Source organism: Streptomyces atratus, from assembly GCF_014648655.1.
GTDB classification, from domain to species: domain Bacteria; phylum Actinomycetota; class Actinomycetes; order Streptomycetales; family Streptomycetaceae; genus Streptomyces; species Streptomyces atratus.
Genome location: NZ_BMRN01000003.1, coordinates 286403 through 303296 on the forward strand (window position 1 = coordinate 286403; position 16894 = coordinate 303296).

At 71.3% G+C, this 16894-nt stretch carries 17 protein-coding genes and 1 pseudogene; 11 read left to right on the plus strand and 7 right to left on the minus strand.

Translation table 11 applies throughout. The features are described 5' to 3' along the window. Positions 1–27 precede the first annotated feature (27 nt). The 3 genes from IEZ15_RS06985 to IEZ15_RS06995 form a co-directional block, all read right to left on the minus strand. Positions 28–1008 carry a CU044_5270 family protein gene (locus tag IEZ15_RS06985; protein WP_189275041.1) on the minus strand — a complete coding sequence of 327 codons (981 nt, stop codon included), beginning with the start codon at positions 1006–1008 and terminating at the stop codon, positions 28–30. Beyond that, a complete protein-coding gene (locus IEZ15_RS06990; protein ID WP_229845765.1) occupies positions 996–1595 on the minus strand; it encodes an RNA polymerase sigma factor in 600 nt (199 codons plus the stop codon). Before IEZ15_RS06990 ends, IEZ15_RS06985 begins: the two co-directional genes overlap by 13 nt. Positions 1596–1660: 65 nt before the next feature. Continuing rightward, the gene (locus IEZ15_RS06995) at positions 1661–1888 is read right to left on the minus strand and encodes a hypothetical protein (RefSeq protein WP_189275044.1); all 228 of its coding nucleotides are present in this window, start codon (positions 1886–1888) and stop codon (positions 1661–1663) included. A 159-nt stretch (positions 1889–2047) separates the two neighbouring features. Between IEZ15_RS06995 and IEZ15_RS07000 the strand changes: the two genes are divergently transcribed. Continuing rightward, the gene (locus IEZ15_RS07000; protein WP_189275046.1) at positions 2048–3562 is read left to right on the plus strand and encodes an alpha/beta hydrolase; all 1515 of its coding nucleotides are present in this window, start codon (positions 2048–2050) and stop codon (positions 3560–3562) included. 87 nt (positions 3563–3649) lie between these two features. Here IEZ15_RS07000 and IEZ15_RS07005 read toward each other — a convergent pair whose 3' ends face one another. Both IEZ15_RS07005 and IEZ15_RS07010 read right to left on the minus strand, forming a co-directional pair. Then, a complete protein-coding gene (locus IEZ15_RS07005; protein WP_189275048.1) occupies positions 3650–4534 on the minus strand; it encodes a helix-turn-helix domain-containing protein in 885 nt (294 codons plus the stop codon). Between the two features lie 299 nt (positions 4535–4833). After that, entirely contained in the window at positions 4834–5253 is a 420-nt protein-coding gene (locus IEZ15_RS07010; RefSeq protein ID WP_189275050.1) for an ATP-binding protein, read from the minus strand. 144 nt (positions 5254–5397) lie between these two features. On the opposite strand from IEZ15_RS07010, the gene IEZ15_RS07015 reads away from it, so the two are divergent. Together IEZ15_RS07015 and IEZ15_RS07020 are read left to right on the plus strand one after the other, a co-directional pair. Further along, complete coding sequence (locus tag IEZ15_RS07015; RefSeq protein ID WP_189275053.1) at positions 5398–6270, plus strand: helix-turn-helix domain-containing protein; 873 nt, start codon at positions 5398–5400, stop codon at positions 6268–6270. Then, positions 6267–6473: a DUF397 domain-containing protein gene (locus IEZ15_RS07020; protein WP_189275055.1), complete on the plus strand. Its 207-nt coding sequence runs from the start codon at positions 6267–6269 to the stop codon at positions 6471–6473. Before IEZ15_RS07015 ends, IEZ15_RS07020 begins: the two co-directional genes overlap by 4 nt. Before the next feature lie 135 nt (positions 6474–6608). On the opposite strand, the gene IEZ15_RS07025 is transcribed toward IEZ15_RS07020, so the two are convergent. Together IEZ15_RS07025 and IEZ15_RS07030 are read right to left on the minus strand one after the other, a co-directional pair. Continuing rightward, complete coding sequence (locus IEZ15_RS07025; protein ID WP_189275057.1) at positions 6609–7208, minus strand: cysteine hydrolase family protein; 600 nt, start codon at positions 7206–7208, stop codon at positions 6609–6611. A 99-nt stretch (positions 7209–7307) separates the two neighbouring features. Further along, positions 7308–8552, minus strand: coding sequence for an MFS transporter (locus IEZ15_RS07030; protein WP_189275059.1), 1245 nt, complete (start codon positions 8550–8552; stop codon positions 7308–7310). Between the two features lie 139 nt (positions 8553–8691). Between IEZ15_RS07030 and IEZ15_RS07035 the strand changes: the two are divergent. The 8 genes and pseudogenes from IEZ15_RS07035 to tsaE form a co-directional block, all read left to right on the plus strand. Continuing rightward, positions 8692–9022, plus strand: a pseudogene (locus tag IEZ15_RS07035) (LysR family transcriptional regulator); the annotation flags it as partial. A 284-nt stretch (positions 9023–9306) separates the two neighbouring features. Next, positions 9307–11154, plus strand: a complete 1848-nt coding sequence (gene glmS, locus IEZ15_RS07040; RefSeq protein ID WP_189275061.1) for a glutamine--fructose-6-phosphate transaminase (isomerizing) — start codon at positions 9307–9309, stop codon at positions 11152–11154. A gap of 20 nt (positions 11155–11174) precedes the next feature. After that, complete coding sequence (locus tag IEZ15_RS07045) at positions 11175–11543, plus strand: holo-ACP synthase (protein ID WP_093897275.1); 369 nt, start codon at positions 11175–11177, stop codon at positions 11541–11543. 4 nt (positions 11544–11547) lie between these two features. Continuing rightward, positions 11548–13008: an NAD(P)H-hydrate dehydratase gene (locus IEZ15_RS07050; protein ID WP_189275064.1), complete on the plus strand. Its 1461-nt coding sequence runs from the start codon at positions 11548–11550 to the stop codon at positions 13006–13008. A gap of 61 nt (positions 13009–13069) precedes the next feature. Further along, positions 13070–13456, plus strand: a complete 387-nt coding sequence (locus tag IEZ15_RS07055) for a DUF488 domain-containing protein (protein WP_189275065.1) — start codon at positions 13070–13072, stop codon at positions 13454–13456. 98 nt (positions 13457–13554) lie between these two features. Continuing rightward, the gene (alr, locus tag IEZ15_RS07060; protein WP_189275067.1) at positions 13555–14709 is read left to right on the plus strand and encodes an alanine racemase; all 1155 of its coding nucleotides are present in this window, start codon (positions 13555–13557) and stop codon (positions 14707–14709) included. 93 nt (positions 14710–14802) lie between these two features. Continuing rightward, positions 14803–16077, plus strand: coding sequence for an alpha/beta fold hydrolase (locus IEZ15_RS07065; RefSeq protein WP_114246125.1), 1275 nt, complete (start codon positions 14803–14805; stop codon positions 16075–16077). After that, positions 16046–16594, plus strand: coding sequence for a tRNA (adenosine(37)-N6)-threonylcarbamoyltransferase complex ATPase subunit type 1 TsaE (tsaE, locus tag IEZ15_RS07070; RefSeq protein WP_189275069.1), 549 nt, complete (start codon positions 16046–16048; stop codon positions 16592–16594). The genes IEZ15_RS07065 and tsaE overlap by 32 nt, the downstream gene beginning before the upstream one ends. Positions 16595–16894 lie beyond the last annotated feature (300 nt).

A 16894-nucleotide genomic window follows, 5' to 3' on the forward strand; every position in this document is an offset into this window, starting at 1 on the left:
CCCCGGTTCGCGGCTACCGGTGGCGTCTCAGGGCTTTTCGCCCTTGGCGTCGACGACGGCGGCCTCGACCCGGGCTTCGCTCATCTTGATCTGCCCGGCCTTGAACTTCTCCGACGGAAACTTCACCTTGCCCGCGGAGGACGTGTACACGTAGTCCTCGCTGACCACGAAGCGCATCCCGGCGTAGCTGAAGTCGTGCGGGTCGAGGAGGATCTCCCGCTGTTCGTGGCTGCCGTCCTCCTTCCGGGTGATGGCAATGACCTCGCGTCCGGCGGCGTCCTTCACCAGGTGATCGGTGACGTGGACACCGGGGACGGTGGCCAGGGCGCGGTAGATACGGGCGAGGGCGGCCGGTGCGATCGGGTACGCCTCGACCATCAGACCCATCGCGCGAAAGCTGTGCTGGGCCTCGGCCTCGGGCGGGCTCTCGGCGGTGTTGCCGGTCGGGTAGAACGAGCGGACCTTCGCAAGCAGCCGTGCGGGGTCGTCGGGCAGCTCATTGGCGGCCCGGTAGACCTGACGGGACGTGCGGTAGTCGTCGTCCTTCCCGGTCTTGGCCGCGGCGGAGTTGTCGTACGGGACCCAGTTGTCGGGGACGTACGTGAAGCGGCCGGCGGCCGAGCCGTTCTGGGACGGCTGGGCCATCACCGTCTTCGTGTAGATCCACTGGTCGTCGCGCGGCTCCGGGGCCGCCTGCTGCTTCTCCAGCACGTCGGCGGCCCGGTTCAGCACCTCGGCCGGGCTGCTCAGCCGCAGGGTTCCGGTGGTCGCAGCGGGCCCTGAGCGGTCGGGGGCGGCGGCATCGACGAGCTGGGTGCCGAGCACGGCAGCCACGGTGATCGCCGCTGCCGCACCGATCGAGGCGATCCGCCAGTCCGCCTTCAGCCGGCGGACACGGCGGCCCGAAGCGACGGTCTCTGTAAGTCGCATCCGGCCCGGGGCGAGTGCGGAACGGTCAGGGACAGGCGCGTCCGCGCGCAGCTCCCGCAGCTGGGTCATTTCGTCCATGACGGGGTCAGCTCCATGACGTCGGGCGTGAACGAGGGATCCATGTCGAGCGCCTCACGGACCTTGCGGCGGGCGCGATTGAGCCGGGACCGCACGGTGCCGAGCGGGATGCCCAGCGCCTCGGCGACCTCCTGGTACCCGAAGTCGGCCCAGGCGACGAGCAGCAGCACATGGCGGTCGCCGGGGGAGAGCGAGGCGAGCGCCCCGGCCAGCGGCGCCTGCGCGGCGATCCGGTCGTCGGAACGGTCGCTCCAGGACGCGGCCACCGGGTCCTGACCGGTACGGGCCAGGGCCCGCAGCCCCCTTTCCTCGCTGCGCCGCTGCTTGCCGATGAGGTTCGCGGCGATGCCGTACAGCCAGGGGCGGGCGTTGCGATGCGTGCGGTCGTAACGGCGCCGGGAGCGGAAGGCGATGAGAAAGGTCTCCGCCGTGATGTCGTCCGCCGCGCCCTCCCCGAGGCGGCGGGCGACATAGCGGTGGATGTCCGGGGCGTGGCGGTCGTAGAGCCCGGCGAAGATCTCGGGATGCTCCAGCGACTGTGCGACGACCTCGGCATCGTCGTCGGGGCTGGCTGGTGGTCCGGTCACATCGGCTCCTGGGGGCTCGGCGGATGAGCGTGTCATCCCTTGTTGCCCGCAGGGCGCGGAAAGGTTCACAGGATTTCGGAGTGCCTTGGCGCGAGGACTCCGGTGCGCCGGTCCGGTGCCATGTCGGTGCCGACCGGTCGCGGGCCGTCGGCACCACGGACGAGGGGGCAGCCGTCCCGCTTGTCGCGGCCCCTGCGCAGGGCGATGAGCAGGACCAGCGGCGAGACGATCAGCAGCCGGATCAGGATGATCGTGACCGCGTCCGGGTTCGGTTCCTCCAGCTCCATGAGCATGGCCTCACGCCTCCCGCCTTCACCCGACGGTGGCACTCGACGCGGCCTGAACCGCGCCCGGTCCAGGAGGCCCTCACCCATCCGGTGAGGGCCTCCTTGTTACGTGCCCGTCATGTGCCCATGGAGGCGCGATCACGCGGGGCCGGAACAGTGCCACGCATGAACACGAGCATGCGCGTGAACATGAACATGAACCCGAACAGGAACCCGAACACGAGACGGCGGGTTCTCTCCGTACTCCTGGCCCTGTCCGCCTCCACGGCCCTGGCCGTCCCCGGCGCGGCCGCCGCCCCGGAGCCGTCCGGCGCCACCGCCCCTGCCTCGCCGATCAGTTGGGGCGCCTGCCCCAAGGGCGATCCGCCCTACCCCGACCCCAGCCCGAAGGCGCAGTGCGCGACGGTCGAGGTGCCGGTGGACTGGTCGAAGCCGAAAGGCCCGAAGACCGGCATCTTCGTCGCCCGGTACCGGGCCACCGACCCCGCGCGGCGGATCGGTGTCCTGATGTCGAACCCCGGCGGCCCCGGGGTGCCCGGGGCCGATGACGCGCTGTACGCGGACGACCCCGTCGGGGGCTACTCCCCGGCCATGCTCCGCCGCTTCGACGTGATCGGCTTCGACCCGCGCGGTATCGGCCGCAGCCAGGGCGCCCGGTGCGACGAGACGATCCTCGGCTCGATCCCGGCCCGCCCCCACGACGCGGCCGAATTCGAGCGACTGCGCACCCTGAACGGCCGGCTGGCGGCCAGCTGCCTCAAGCGGACGGGCCCGCTCGCGGCCCATATGGACGGCGAGAGCGTCGCCCGCGACATGGACGCGATCCGCGCCGCCCTCGGCGAACGCCGGATCAGTTTCCTCGGCCATTCCTACGGCACCTTCCTCGGCGAGCGATACGCGCGCCTGTTCCCGGGGAACCTCCGCGCGCTGGCCCTCGACAGCGCGATGGACCCGGACCGGCCGGACGCCGAGCGCTACCTCACCGACAGCAGCGTCACCCTTGACAACACCCTGAAACGGCTCGCGGACTGGTGCGTGAAGGACGCGGCCTGCGCGCTGAAGGGCCAGGATCTGACGGCCGTCACCGACCGGCTGTTCGCCCGCGCCGACGCAGGCACACTTCGCGAGCCGGGCCCGAACGGACCGACGCGGACCACGGTCGACGCCGACCGGCTGTCCGACTTCCTCACCGACCGACTCCGCGTCTGGGCGCCGGAGAGTGCGGCGCAGCAGTTGGCCGCCCTGCAGACCGGAAAGGGCGAGGTCCAGTGGTCCGGCGGCAGCGATGACCTCGCCACGCGACTCGTGCTGTGCCGGGACTACGACTTCCGCATCCGCGACTACGCCCAGTACCGGGCCATCCGCGAGCGGGTCGCGAAGGCCGCCCCGCACGTGCGCCACAGCAGTCAGGCCCTGGACTTCGTCCTCGGCTGCCAGGGCTGGACCATGCCGCCGAAACCCCGGCCCGCCCAGGCCGAGGGCGGCCTCCCGCCCGTCCTCGTGGTCAACGCCACCCACGACCTGGCGACCCCCCTGGTGGGCGCGCGCCGTATGGCGCACGCCTTCCCGGAAGCATCCCTGTTCACGATGGACGTCGTGGGCCACTGGCTCTACCGCCGGGGCTCCTCGGAGGCCGCGATGCGGGTGATCGACACCTACCTGACCAGCCGCAAGGGCTGAACCGGAAGGGGTGCGGCGTCGCGGTCGCAGTGGACTTCGATCAGGAGGCCGACGACCGTCCGTGAACCGCGCGTGGCCACCCGGTGGCTACTCCATGAGCGGCGGCCCGCCCGCTTCCCCGCAGTCGCGGCAGTTGCCGGGGGCGGGGGAGCGGAAGGCGCGGTCGCAGCGGTCACAGTTCTGGAGGGGGGTGGGCTGGTGAACGGGGACGCGCGGCGGTGGGAGGAGGTGGGTGAGGCGGTGGCGGAGGAGTTTGGCGGGGCATTTGAGGGGGTGGGGGAGGTTGGTGGTGAGTGCGTGGCGGAGGGCGGTGGGTGTGGCGCCGCGTTCGAACCAGGTGGCTACGGCGGGGGCGAGGTGGTGGACGTCGCTCTCGGTGAGGGTGAGTTGGGGTGTGTGGTGGTGGAGGTCGGTGAGGAGGGTGAGGGCGGCGTGCTGGTGTTGGGGGAGGGGGTTGCGGGGCTGGGGAAGCGGTGGGGGCGGGGGTTTGGGCGCGGTGGGGGCGGGGATGCAGGGTGGTTCTGCTGGCTGGGGGTCGGGTGCCGGGGCCGGGTGGGCGGGCTTGGGGCGTCGTTTGGGTGCGGGGACAGGGCGGGTGTTGGTGGAGCCCGGCTGGTTGTAGGAGCAGGTGCGGGTGATGACGCGGCCGTCGGGGAGGCGTTCGCGGGTGCGTTTCAGGTAGCCGTGGGCTTCCAGTTCGCGCAGTGCGGCGGCGATGCGGGCCTCGCTGTCCGGGAAGCGTTCGGTGAGGGGTTTGATCCCGATCTTCGTTCCGGCGGGGAGCGACTGGATGTGGGTGGCGAGGCCGATCGCGAGGAGGGAGAGCTCGCGGTGCTGGGCGAGGTGGTTGCCGACGACCGTGAAGTGGCTGGTGTGGCGGGAGTTGATGTGTACGACACCGGATGACGGCGTGGCGTCCCCGCGAACGGGAGACGGGGCGCGCGAGGGCGCGCTAATCTGCTGGGTATCCATCGGGAAGGCTCTTCTTCCTCGGTGGTCAGGCCCTCGATCGGGATTGAGAGTCCCGGCCGGGGGCCGACGCATGTCTGGGGTTGTGGGGGCGAGCATATGCCTGCCAACCGGGCGAAAACCCAGCTGAGTTGGCGATCTCACCCGTGTGGGTGATGGGGCCCGTGTGTGCCCTGCGTGAGGCCGGGGTAGGGGGTGGGGTTGGGTTGGGAGGTTTCTTCTCTTCAAAGCCTTAAAAGCTTTTTACGTCGGGGCCCGCCGGGTCGCGGTTCACCGGGACGTGACACACCGGGTCGCGACTGTCACGATCCGGTGAGGGCCACTTCCGCCCAGACGGTCTTGCGGGGGAAGGGGCCGACCTGCACGCCCCACCGGATGGCGATCGCCTCGACGAGCAACAGCCCGCGTCCCGCCTCGGAGTCGTCGTTCCGCTCCGGGAGGCGGGGCAGCACGTCCCCGCGAGCGTCGGCGACCTCGATACGGAGCGTGTCCCCGGTGACGGTCAGCATGATGCGGAAGTCCCGCCCCGGCACGTACCCGTGCAGCGCGGCGTTGGACGCCAGCTCGGCGATGACATGCCCGGCGTCCTCCAGAGGCAGCCCCCAGGCGCGGAGTTGCTCGGTCGCGAGGAGCCTGGCGAGTCGGGCACCCCGACGGGTGGCGGAGAGCTGCACGGCGAACTCGCCGTTGCGGGCACGCGGTTGGGTGATTTCTCGGTTCACGTCACTCAGCGTGGCCGGAGATGCCTACTCTGAACAGTAATGACGTGCGTACGGACAGTGACTGTCCAGCGGTTGTACGGGTCTGTCCATCCGGTACGGCGTCGAGCGCGAATCGGTGCGGGCACGGGTGGAGGCGGGTGTCGTATGGCGGACGAGGACAACCGGGGCAACGGAGACAACACGGCGGACGGCCCTGACTGGGAGTTCGACGTCGAGGACGACTCGGGCGCGGTGATCGCGGCGGTCGGCCGGCAGATCCGGTTGTGGCGTGAGGCGGCCGGCCTGCGTGCGGCGGAACTGGGCACTGCGATCGGCTACGGGGAGAACCAGGTCTACAAGGTGGAGGCCGGGAAGCGTATCCCCAAGCCGGAGTTCCTGGACAAGGCGGACGAGGTCCTGGGTGCGGGCGGCAAGATCGCCGCGATGAAGCAGGACGTGGCGGAGGCGCGGTACCCGAAGAAGGTCCGTGACGTAGCGAAGTTGGAGGCGGGTGCGGTCGAGATGGGCGCGTACGCCAGCGATGTTGTGGACGGCCTCCTACAGACGGAGGAGTACGCCCGCGCCTTGTACAGGGAGAGGCGTCCCCTGTACACCGAGGACCAGATGGATCGCCTGGTTGCCGGGCGCATGGCGCGCCAGTCGGTTTTCGAGCGACGCCCTGCCCCGCTGCTGACGTTCGTCCAGGAAGAGGCGACGCTGAGGCGGCCGACCGGAGGCAAAATGGTGTTGCGCAGGCAGCTCGAACACCTGCTAGAGCTGAGCGCGTTGAGGCATGTCGAGATCCAGGTCATGCCGACGGATACGGAGGAGCATGCGGGGCTGGCCGGCTCGCACCGGGTGCTTAAGCTGAGTGATGGAACGGCTGTGGGGCTCAACGAGGTTCAGCTCACCAGCCGACTGATCGCTGATCCGAAGGAAGTCCAGATCCTTGAGATGCGGTACGGCCTGGTCCGATCCCAGGCGCTCACGCCTCGGTTGTCGCGGATCTTCATCACGAAACTGCTGGGAGAGACATGAGTGCCAAGCCCTTGGCCGGGGAGCTGCCCGGGCTGACGTGGTTCAAGAGCAGCTACAGCACCAACGATGGCCCTTCCTGCGTCGAGGTCGCGGAGACCGCGAGCACCATCCACGTACGCGACTCCAAGAACATCCCCGGCCCGCACCTCGGCTTCACGCCGGACGCGTGGGCGGAGTTCGTCACGTACGCCTCCAGCAACTGACCACCGCGCCCACGAACGCCCGCCCCGTTCCCCTTCCTCCTGGGGGAGCGGGGCGGTCACGTTGCCGACCGTCAGTGGTCGCCTCCACAGCGGGTGGATGCGGCGACCGTGGGTGGGATCGGCTCGTGGTTCGAGTCAGCCGGCCCGGAGCAGGGCGTGCAGCTCGGCGGTGTCGATGATGTGGGCCCGTGAGGGGAAAACTTGATGGAGCAGGACGTTGTGGACTTCGGTGTCCGGGTCGGCGACGCCGTCGGACAGGACGTAGAGCTGGTAGTCGCGGTCGGCCGCGTCGATGACGGTGGACAGGACGACGCCGCTGGTACTGATGCCGGAGACGACCAGAGTGGTGATGCCGCGCTCGCGCAGCTGCTGGTCGAGGTCGGTGGTGGACATGCCGCCGTAGCGGATCTTGCGCACGACGATGTCGCCGTCCTGGGGAGCCAGGCGCTCGTGGATGGCAGCGGCAGGGTCCTCGTGGTGCATGACGCGGTGTCGGGCCAGTGGGGCGAAGGACTTGTTGATGGCCGGGATCGCGTCCCAGTCGGCCTCGGTGAAGCCGACGCGTACGTAGGCGATGGTGCCGCCGTTTGCACGGACGTCGGCGATGGCCCCTTCCACGCGACCGAGCAGGGCTTCGCAGTCCCCGCCTTCGGACAGAAGGGCCAGGATCGCGGGCTGGTAGTCCATGACGAGAAGAGCGATGTGCGCGGGGTCAAGTGCGGGGGCAGTGCTCACGCGGGTGTTCTCCTTGCTGGTGGTGTGCCTGGTCGACGCGGACGCGTACCGGCGCGGACCAGCTGCGGCCTGCGGGCTTCAGCGGCGAGTTGCGGGGTGTCATGAGCGGCTACGGGGCAGTTCCGGCTCGTGCTGCGACGTCTGGTCGTGTCGGGGAAGCAGGAGCGGGGTGGTCAGGATGAGCAGTCCCGCGACCATGAGAGCGGTGCGTGGGCCGGTGACGTCGGCGAGCAGTCCGCCGAGCGCGGTGAGGACGGCGATGGACGCCTGCTGGCCGATCGACCAGGCCGACAGGGTGCGGGCGACGAGATGCTTGGGGGTGTGTTCGAGCCGGTAGGTGGCGAGCACCGGGGTGTACAGGCTCATGTTGACGATGATCGCCAGCTCGACAGCTATCACGGTGACGAGGCCGACGACGCCGGGACGGACGAAGGCCAGGCCGATCAGCCAGATGGCGCGCAGGGTGCCGACGGTCCGGAAGACCCAGTGCCGGCCGTAGCGGGCCACGACACGGCGGGCCAGCCGCGAGCCGATGAGTCCGCCGACGCAGGGAGCGGCGAAGGCGAGGCCGTACTGCCAGGGCGGGAACCCGAGCCGGCGAAGCAGGAGCACAGCCAGCAGCGGCTCGGTGGCCATGATCAGACCGGCGACGAGCATTTGGTTGAGGTAGAGCGCCCGCAAGCCGGGATGACCCATGATGTGTCGCCAGCCGTCAAGCAATGCGCCCGCCCGGGCCGGGCTTCTGTCGGTCGGTTGCGGCGCTTCTTCTCGGCCGCGGATCGCGGTGAGACACAGCGCGGAGAGCAGGTAGCTGAGTGCGTCGACCACCACGGTGATGACCGGCCCGAACAGGCCGATCGCCGCCCCGCCCAGCGGTGGCCCGACTGCGATGGAGCTCCAGTTCGTGGACTCGAACCGCGCGTTGGCCACGAGCAGGTCATCCGGCCGGACGAGGGCCTTGAGGTAGGCGCCGCTCGCCGCGTTGAAGGCGATCTTGGCTGCGGCGACCACGGCCGAGATCACGAGCAGCTGGACGAAACTGAGCAAACCGAAGGCGTAGGCGACCGGGACCGTCGCCATGACCGCGAACCGGGTCAGGTCCGTCGCGATCATGACCAGGCGCTTGCGCCGGAACTCCACCCACGGCGCGAGTGGCACCGCGATCAGCGCGCCCACCGCAGGCCCCACCGCGGACAGCGCGGACACCTCGGCGGGGCCGGCATGCAACGCCAGCACGGCGATCAGCGGCAATGCCCCGAACCCCAGCCCGGACCCATAAGCGCTCACCGCATATGCCGCCCACAGCCAGCCGAACTGCCGGCCCAACGGTGTCCTGCCCACCATGCTCGGCGCGCCCCCTTGATGTCCCACCCGAACAATCCGACATTGACCGGTGAGAGCTAAGCGAGCAGCACAACAGCAGGTCAAACAACTGCACTGCCAGTCATTCACAACCATCGGTTGTTCACTCAGGTGGATCGGTGTGGATCTCGAAGCAGTCCGTACCTTCGTCGCCGTCGCGGAAGCGGGCCGGTTCCAGAAAGCCGCCGCCGACCTGTCGATCGCCCAGCAGGCTGTCTCCAAGCGCATTGCCGCGCTGGAGCGCAACCTCGGCGTGCGGTTGTTCACCCGCGCCCCGCGTCGAGCTCACCATCGTGGGGCAGGCATTCCTGCCCCACGCCCGCGAGCTGCTGCGCGTCGCCGAGCGCGCGGTCGCGTCCGTGCGCCCCGGCCGCCGTCCGCTGCGCGTCGACGTGATCGCCTCGCGCCGCGCGGCGTCGGGCCTGATGCGCGGCTTCCACCTCGCGCGCCCGTCTGCCCGCACTCGCTCCTCTGGCGCCGCGACAACCCCCACCCAGCGCCGGCCACCCTCCACGCCCACCTCGCCGCCACAGCGGCCGGCCACGACGCCGCCGGGACCTGGGCGGCTGCCGGACGGGTTGCAGCCGGCGGGGTGCGGTGGCTTCGGACGGTGTGCCGGTGCGGAGGGTGGGTGTGGGCCTTGTCCTCGATTTCCGGAGGGGCTCGATTTTCTGCCGCCCCGTTCACCTTCTGCGACGATGCCAAGAAGAGGGGCGGGCGACAGGAAGGGAACGGTATGTGCGGAATCGTCGGATACGTCGGTGGGCAGTCGGCGCAGGACGTCGTTGTCGCGGGTCTCAAGCGCCTCGAATACCGGGGTTACGACTCGGCGGGAATCGCCGTCCTCGCGGACGGTGGGCTGGCCGCCGCGAAGAAGGCCGGGAAGCTCGTCAATCTGGAGAAGACGCTGGCCGAGGAGCCGCTTCCGGCCGGGACCACCGGGATCGGGCACACCCGCTGGGCCACTCACGGCGCCCCCACCGACGCCAATGCCCACCCGCACCTCGACAATGCGGGCCGCGTCGCCGTCGTGCACAACGGGATCATCGAGAACTTCGCCGTCCTGCGCGCCGAACTCGCCGAGCGCGGCCACGATCTGGCCTCCGAGACCGACACCGAGGTCGTCGCCCATCTCCTCGCCGAGGCGTTCTCGTCCTGTGCCGACCTGGCGGAGGCGATGCGGCAGGTCTGCCGGCAGCTGGAGGGCGCCTTCACCCTCGTCGCCGTGCACGCGGACGCGCCCGACGCGGTGGTCGGGGCCCGGCGCAACTCGCCGCTCGTGGTGGGGGTGGGGGAGGACGAGTCGTTCCTGGCCTCCGACGTGGCCGCGTTCATCGCGCACACCCGCTCCGCGATCGAGCTGGGGCAGGACCAGGTGGTGGAGCTGCGCCGGGAAGGTGTCACCGTCACCGACTTCGACGGGCGGCCCGCCGAGGTCCGTAAGTACCACGTGGACTGGGACGTCTCCGCCGCCGAGAAGGGCGGCCACGACTACTTCATGCTCAAGGAGATCGCCGAACAGCCCAAGGCCGTCGCCGACACGCTCCTCGGGCGGATCGACGGCGCGGGCCGGCTCCACCTCGACGAGGTACGGATCACGCCCCGCGAGCTCCGGGAGGTCGACAAGGTCGTCATCGTCGCCTGCGGTACCGCGTTCCACGCAGGGATGATCGCCAAGTACGCCATCGAGCACTGGACCAGGATTCCCTGCGAGACCGAGCTGGCCAGCGAGTTCCGCTACCGCGACCCGATCCTCGACCACCGCACCCTCGTCGTCGCGATCTCCCAGTCCGGCGAGACGATGGACACCCTGATGGCCCTGCGGCACGCCCGCGAACAGGGCGCGAAGGTCCTCGCCATCTGCAACACGAACGGCTCCACCATCCCGCGGGAGTCCGATGCCGTGCTCTACACGCACGCCGGGCCCGAAGTCGCCGTCGCCTCCACCAAGGCGTTTCTCACCCAGCTCGTCGCCTGCTACCTCGTCGCCCTGTATCTCGGACAGATCTGCGGTACGAAGTGGGGAGACGAGATCCGGACCGTCATCCGCCAGCTCTCCGAGATCTCCGGGGCGGTCGAACGGGTCCTTGCGACCATGGAACCCGTACGCGCACTCGCCCGCTCCCTCGCCGACCACGACACCGTGCTCTTCCTGGGCCGCCATGTCGGCTATCCCGTAGCCCTGGAAGGCGCGTTGAAGCTCAAGGAACTCGCGTACATGCACGCCGAGGGTTTCGCCGCCGGTGAGCTCAAGCACGGGCCGATCGCGCTCATCGAGGACGATCTGCCGGTCGTCGTGGTCGTGCCCTCACCGCGCGGCCGGTCGGTGCTGCACGACAAGATCGTGTCGAACATCCAGGAGATCCGGGCCCGCGGCGCCCGCACCATCGTCATTGCCGAGGAGGGCGACGAGGCGGTCGTCCCGTACGCCGACCATCTGATCCGGATTCCCGTTACGCCTACGCTGCTTCAGCCGCTGGTGTCGACCGTGCCGCTGCAGGTGTTCGCCTGCGAACTGGCGACGGCCCGCGGCAACGACGTGGACCAGCCGCGCAATCTGGCGAAGTCCGTGACCGTGGAGTAGCGAGCAGTGAAGGAACACGCGTGATCATCGGGGTCGGGATCGATGTGGCCGAGATTGAACGGTTCGACGCGGCGCTGGAGCGTACGCCGCAGATGGCCGACCGGCTCTTCCTGAAGAGTGAGTTGCTGCTGCCCAGCGGCGAGCGGCGCGGTATCGCCTCGCTCGCCGCGCGGTTCGCCGCGAAGGAAGCCCTCGCGAAGGCGCTCGGCGCGCCGAGCGGCCTGCTGTGGACGGATGCCGAGGTGTACGTCGAGGACAGCGGGCAGCCCCGGCTGCGGGTGATCGGCACGGTTGCCGCGCGCGCGGCCGAGCTGGGCGTACGGCACTGGCATGTGTCGCTGAGCCACGACGCGGGGGTGGCGTCGGCCGTGGTGATCGCGGAGGGTTGAGCACATGCGTACTGCGTACAGCGTTGAGACCGTACGGGCCGCCGAACGGGCCCTGATGGCCAAACTCCCCGAGGGCGCCCTGATGCAGCGCGCCGCGGCGGGGCTCGCGGCGGCCTGCGCCGATGTGCTGCGGCGGCGCGGCCGGGTGTACGGGTCCCGGGTCGTCCTGCTCGTCGGCAGCGGCGACAACGGGGGCGACGCGCTGTACGCGGGTGCCCGGCTGGCCCGCCGCGGCGCGGGCGTGCGCGCCGTGCTCACCTCCCCGGGGCGCGCCCATGAGGGCGGGCTCGCGGCGCTGCTCGCGGCGGGCGGGCGCGTGGCCGAGGGGGACGCGGCGACGAGCGCCTGGGGCGGACACATCGATCTCGTCGTGGACGGGATCACCGGCATCGGCGGGCGCGGGGGGCTGCGCGCGGAGGCCGCCGAGCTGGTGCGGGCCTTCGAGGCGACCGGTGCGGCCTTCGTCGCCGTCGATCTGCCCAGCGGGGTCGAGGCCGACACCGGCGAGGTGCTCGGCGACGCGGTGCGTGCCGACGCGACCGTCACCTTCGGTACGTACAAGCCGGGGCTGATCATCGACCCGGCCGCCGGCCTGGCGGGCGCGCTGCACCTCGTCGACATCGGGCTCGGGCCCGAGCTGCCCGACGTACCCGACCTGGAAGCCTTGCAGTACGCGGACGTCGCCGCACTCCTGCCGGTTCCCAGCAGCGAGAGCGACAAGTACCGGCGTGGTGTCGTCGGCATCGTCGCCGGTTCGGCGCGGTACCCGGGGGCGGCGGTGCTGGCCGTCTCCGGGGCGCTGCGGGGCGGTGCCGGAGCCGTGCGGTATGTCGGTCCCGGCGCCGGCGCGGTGATCGCCAGCCATCCGGAGACGCTGGTCCACGCGGGGCCGCCGTCGAAGGCGGGGCGGGTGCAGGCATGGGTCGTCGGGCCCGGACTCGGTGACGGTACGGAGGCCGTCGAGGCGGTCCGTGGCGTGCTGGCCGCGGACGTTCCGGTGCTCGTCGACGCGGACGGGCTGCGGCTGCTCGACGCCACCGCCGTACGCTCGCGCACCGCGCCGACCGTCCTCACCCCGCACGCCGGTGAGGCCGCAGCCCTGCTCGGCGTCCCGCGCGAGGAGGTCGAGGCGGGGCGGCTCGCCGCCGTACGGGAACTGGCCGCCCGCTACCGCGCCACGGTCCTGCTCAAGGGGTCGACGACCCTGGTCGCCACCGACACCGGAGACACCCCCGTACGGGTCAACTCGACCGGCACCGCCTGGCTGGCCACGGCCGGGAGCGGCGACGTCCTCTCCGGCCTGACCGGCTCCCTGCTGGCCGCGGGCCTCGCCCCGCGCGACGCCGCGTCCGTCGGCGCGTACCTGCACGGCCTGGCCGCCCGCCACGCCTCGAACGGCGCTCCCGTCGCCGCGCAGGACGTCGCCGAGGCGATGTCGGCGGCATGGCGCGACGTACGGGCCTGAGTGATCCTGGGCGCAGGCAGGCGCCGACACGGGCTGACAGGGGTCGACAGGAGGGCCGATCATGGGCAGCAGCAGCGATGTGCGTGTACGCCGGGTGTACGACCCGCCGGAGGACGGCGACGGCACCCGCGTCCTCGTCGACCGGCTCTGGCCGCGCGGCGTGGCCAAGGACCGGGCCGGGATCGACAAGTGGCTCAAGGACGTCACCCCGTCGAACGAGCTGCGCGCCTGGTACCACGAGGACCGCACGGGCACCCGCTACGACGACTTCGTCGACCGCTACCGGGCCGAGCTGGCCGACCCCGCCCACACGGCGGCCGTCGGGGAGCTGGTGGAACTGGTCCGCGCGGGCGGGCCGGTGACGCTGGTCACGGCGGTCAAGGACGTACCGCACAGCCATGTCCCGGTCCTCGTCGACCATCTGGAACACGAGCTGCGCCGTCACTGAGGTGTACACACCCAGCACGGCGGGCGACCCCGGCTGCGGGGCCCTTCCCGGCCCGCCGCCCGAGGGTCCTGTCGTACGCCTCTGAGAGACTGGGCGCGATGAACGAGACAGCGTCCTTGAGAGCCCGTGCCGAGATCGACCTCGCCGCATTGCGCGCCAACGTGCGTGTACTTCGCGCGCGGGCGGCCGGCGCGCAACTCATGGCCGTCGTCAAATCCGATGCGTACGGGCACGGGGCGGTGCCCTGCGCCCGGGCCGCGCTGGAGGCCGGGGCGACCTGGCTGGGCACCGCGACGCCGCAGGAGGCGCTCGCCCTGCGGGCTGCCGGACTCGGCGGCCGGGTGATGTGCTGGCTGTGGACGCCGGGCGGCCCCTGGCGCGAGGCGATCGAGGCCGACATCGACGTGTCGGTGAGCGGGATGTGGGCCCTGCGCGAGGTCGTGGCCGCGGCCACTGAGGCCGGCATTCCGGCCCGTGTCCAGCTCAAGGCCGACACCGGCCTCGGGCGCAACGGCTGCCAGCCCGCCGACTGGCCGGAGCTGGTCGCCGCCGCCCGCGCCGCCGAGGACGCGGGCACTGTCAGGATCACCGGCCTCTGGTCCCACTTCGCCTGCGCCGACGAGCCCGGCCACCCCTCCATCGCCGCCCAGCTGAACCTGTTCCGGGACATGGTCGCGTACGCGGAGAAGGAGGGCGTCGACCCCGAGGTGCGCCACATCGCCAACTCCCCGGCGACGCTGACGATCCCCGAGGCGCACTTCGACCTCGTACGGACCGGGATCGCCATGTACGGCATCTCGCCCAGCCCCGAGCTGGGCACCCCGGCCGACTTCGGGCTGCGCCCCGTCATGAGGCTCGTCGCGTCGGTCGCCCTGGTCAAGCGGGTGCCGGCCGGTCACGGGGTCAGTTACGGACACCACTACACGACCTCCGCCGAGACCACCCTGGGCCTGGTTCCGGTCGGCTATGCGGACGGCATCCCGCGCCATGCCTCCGGCCGTGCACCCGTCCTGGTCGGCGGTGTGCGGCGGCGGATCGCGGGCCGGGTGGCCATGGACCAGTTCGTCGTCGACCTCGACGGGGACGAGACCGAGGTGGGCACCGAGGCGGTGCTCTTCGGCCCGGGGGACCGGGGCGAGCCGAGCGCCGAGGACTGGGCTCAGGCCTGCGACACGATCGCGTACGAGATCGTCACCCGGATCAGCAGCCGTGTTCCGCGCGTCCATCTGAATGGCACCCCGGCCGAGTCCTGACCGATCAAGCGCCCCTGACCAGGCACGATCTGAGCACGACCGGAACAGACCAGCCCTGACCTGACGGATACGACCGACGAGGAGCGCGGCACGGTGAGCGAGATCGGTGCGGGGGACGCGGTGACGACGGCCGCTACGGCGGTCGGCTGGCGCCGGGCAGGGATCGCCGGAGCCGCCATAGGTGTGATCGCGGCAGGTGCGGCCGCCGGCGTCGCGGTCGAGCGGCTGACCGTGGGCCGCGGCATGCGCAGAAGGGCGAGGCTGGCGCTGGACGCCTCGGGGCCGTACGGCTCGCTGCGCGGGCTGCCGGGCCGGGCCGCGGCCGACGACGGCACCGAGCTGTACTACGAGGTCGACGAGGTCGAACCGGACGGCGGTTCGGGGGCCGCCGGGGGCGGCGAAAGCGGTACCGGCGCCTCCGGTACCGCCACGGGGGCCGGTACGCGCCGCCGTCGGCTCTTCGGCCGCAAGGCACCCGCGCCCGTCACCGTCGTCTTCAGCCACGGCTACTGCCTGAGCCAGGACTCCTGGCACTTCCAGCGGGCGGCGCTGCGCGGCCTGGTCCGCACCGTCCACTGGGACCAGCGCAGCCACGGCCGCTCGGAGCGGGGCCGGGCACAGGCGGACGGGGTGACGGTCGGCATCGACCAGCTCGGCCGTGATCTGAAGGCGGTCATCGACGCGGCCGCCCCGGAGGGTCGGCTGGTGCTGGTCGGGCACTCGATGGGCGGCATGACGATGATGGCGCTCGCCGAGCAGTACCCCCAGCTCATCCGGGACCGGGTCGCCGCCGTCGCCTTCGTCGGCACATCGAGCGGAAAGCTCGGCGAGGTCACTTTCGGGCTGCCGATCGCGGGCGTGAACGCCGTGCGGCGGGTGCTGCCCGGGGTGCTCAAGGCGCTCGGCTCCCAGGCCGAGCTGGTGGAACGGGGTCGGCGGGCGACCGCCGACCTCTTCGCCGGGCTGATCAAGCGGTACTCGTTCGGTTCGCGGGACGTGGACCCGGCGGTCGAGCGGTTCGCCGAGCGGCTCATCGAATCCACCCCGATCGATGTGGTCGCCGAGTTCTACCCGGCCTTCACCGAACACGACAAGAGCCACGTCCTGCCCGCCTTCCGTGACCTCCCGGTGCTGATCCTGGCGGGCGACAAGGACCTGGTGACGCCCAGCTCGCACAGCGAGGCCATCGCGGACCATCTGCCGGACGCGGAGCTGGTCATCGTCCCGGACGCGGGTCATCTGGTCATGCTGGAACACCCGGAAACGGTGACGGACCGGCTGGCGGACCTGCTGGTACGCGTCGGCGCGGTGCCGGCAGCGGCTAACGTTGGCGGGCATGGAAGCACCGCACAACAGCCTGGCGGCTGAGGTGGACGAGAGCGCCGCGCCGGGCACCGTCACCGTGAGCCTCGCCGTCGAGTCCCCCGAACAGATGCAGGCCCTCGGCCGTCGGATCGCGGGTGTACTGCGCCCCGGCGACCTCGTGATGCTCACCGGTGAGCTCGGCGCCGGAAAGACGACGCTGACCCGGGGGCTCGGCGAGGGCCTCGGGGTGCGCGGCGCCGTCACCTCTCCCACCTTCGTGATCGCCCGCGTCCACCCGTCGCTGACCGGCGGTCCCGCGCTGGTCCACGTCGACGCGTACCGCCTCGGCGGCGGGCTGGACGAGATGGAGGACCTGGACCTCGATGTGTCGCTGCCGGAGTCGGTGGTGGTCGTGGAATGGGGCGACGGCAAGGTCGAGGAGCTGTCCGAGGACCGGCTCCAGGTGGTGATCCACCGGGCGGTCGGCGACACGGACGACGAACGGCGCACGGTCACGCTGATCGGGATCGGGGCACGCTGGGCGGGGCTGCGGGGGGCACGAGGGACGCTGGAGGGCTGAGCGCGGAGTGCGCTTTCCGACAGCGTGTCGGCAAATTGTTGCGCCGGGCGGGGCGGGCGTGGTCACATGGATGGCGAGAGCGGGTTAGGTCCGCCTAACCACGCCTTCCACCGGAGCCTCGGGAGGCATCCATGACGACGTCCGCCGAACGTGAAGTGCCGCCGCCGCCATCGATGAGAGACCTGCTGGCGGCTTGCGCCGCGGCCACGGCGGTCTCGACGCCGCCGCCGTCCACGGACCGGGCTCCGGCCGTTGTCCCGCCCTCCGGCGCCGACCACGCCGAGTCCGCCCCGGAGCGAC

Excerpts from the sequence above, each read along its gene's own strand:
- IEZ15_RS06985 (WP_189275041.1), bottom strand. The coding sequence starts at position 1,008 with ATGGACGAAATGACCCAGCTGCGGGAGCTGCGCGCGGACGCGCCTGTC.
- IEZ15_RS06995 (WP_189275044.1), bottom strand. The coding sequence starts at position 1,888 with ATGCTCATGGAGCTGGAGGAACCGAACCCGGACGCGGTCACGATCATC.
- IEZ15_RS07000 (WP_189275046.1), top strand. The coding sequence starts at position 2,048 with ATGAACACGAGCATGCGCGTGAACATGAACATGAACCCGAACAGGAAC.
- IEZ15_RS07005 (WP_189275048.1), bottom strand. The coding sequence starts at position 4,534 with ATGGATACCCAGCAGATTAGCGCGCCCTCGCGCGCCCCGTCTCCCGTT.
- IEZ15_RS07015 (WP_189275053.1), top strand. The coding sequence starts at position 5,398 with ATGGCGGACGAGGACAACCGGGGCAACGGAGACAACACGGCGGACGGC.
- IEZ15_RS07020 (WP_189275055.1), top strand. The coding sequence starts at position 6,267 with ATGAGTGCCAAGCCCTTGGCCGGGGAGCTGCCCGGGCTGACGTGGTTC.
- IEZ15_RS07030 (WP_189275059.1), bottom strand. The coding sequence starts at position 8,552 with ATGGTGGGCAGGACACCGTTGGGCCGGCAGTTCGGCTGGCTGTGGGCG.
- glmS (WP_189275061.1), top strand. The coding sequence starts at position 9,307 with ATGTGCGGAATCGTCGGATACGTCGGTGGGCAGTCGGCGCAGGACGTC.
- IEZ15_RS07050 (WP_189275064.1), top strand. The coding sequence starts at position 11,548 with ATGCGTACTGCGTACAGCGTTGAGACCGTACGGGCCGCCGAACGGGCC.
- IEZ15_RS07055 (WP_189275065.1), top strand. The coding sequence starts at position 13,070 with ATGGGCAGCAGCAGCGATGTGCGTGTACGCCGGGTGTACGACCCGCCG.
- alr (WP_189275067.1), top strand. The coding sequence starts at position 13,555 with ATGAACGAGACAGCGTCCTTGAGAGCCCGTGCCGAGATCGACCTCGCC.
- tsaE (WP_189275069.1), top strand. The coding sequence starts at position 16,046 with ATGGAAGCACCGCACAACAGCCTGGCGGCTGAGGTGGACGAGAGCGCC.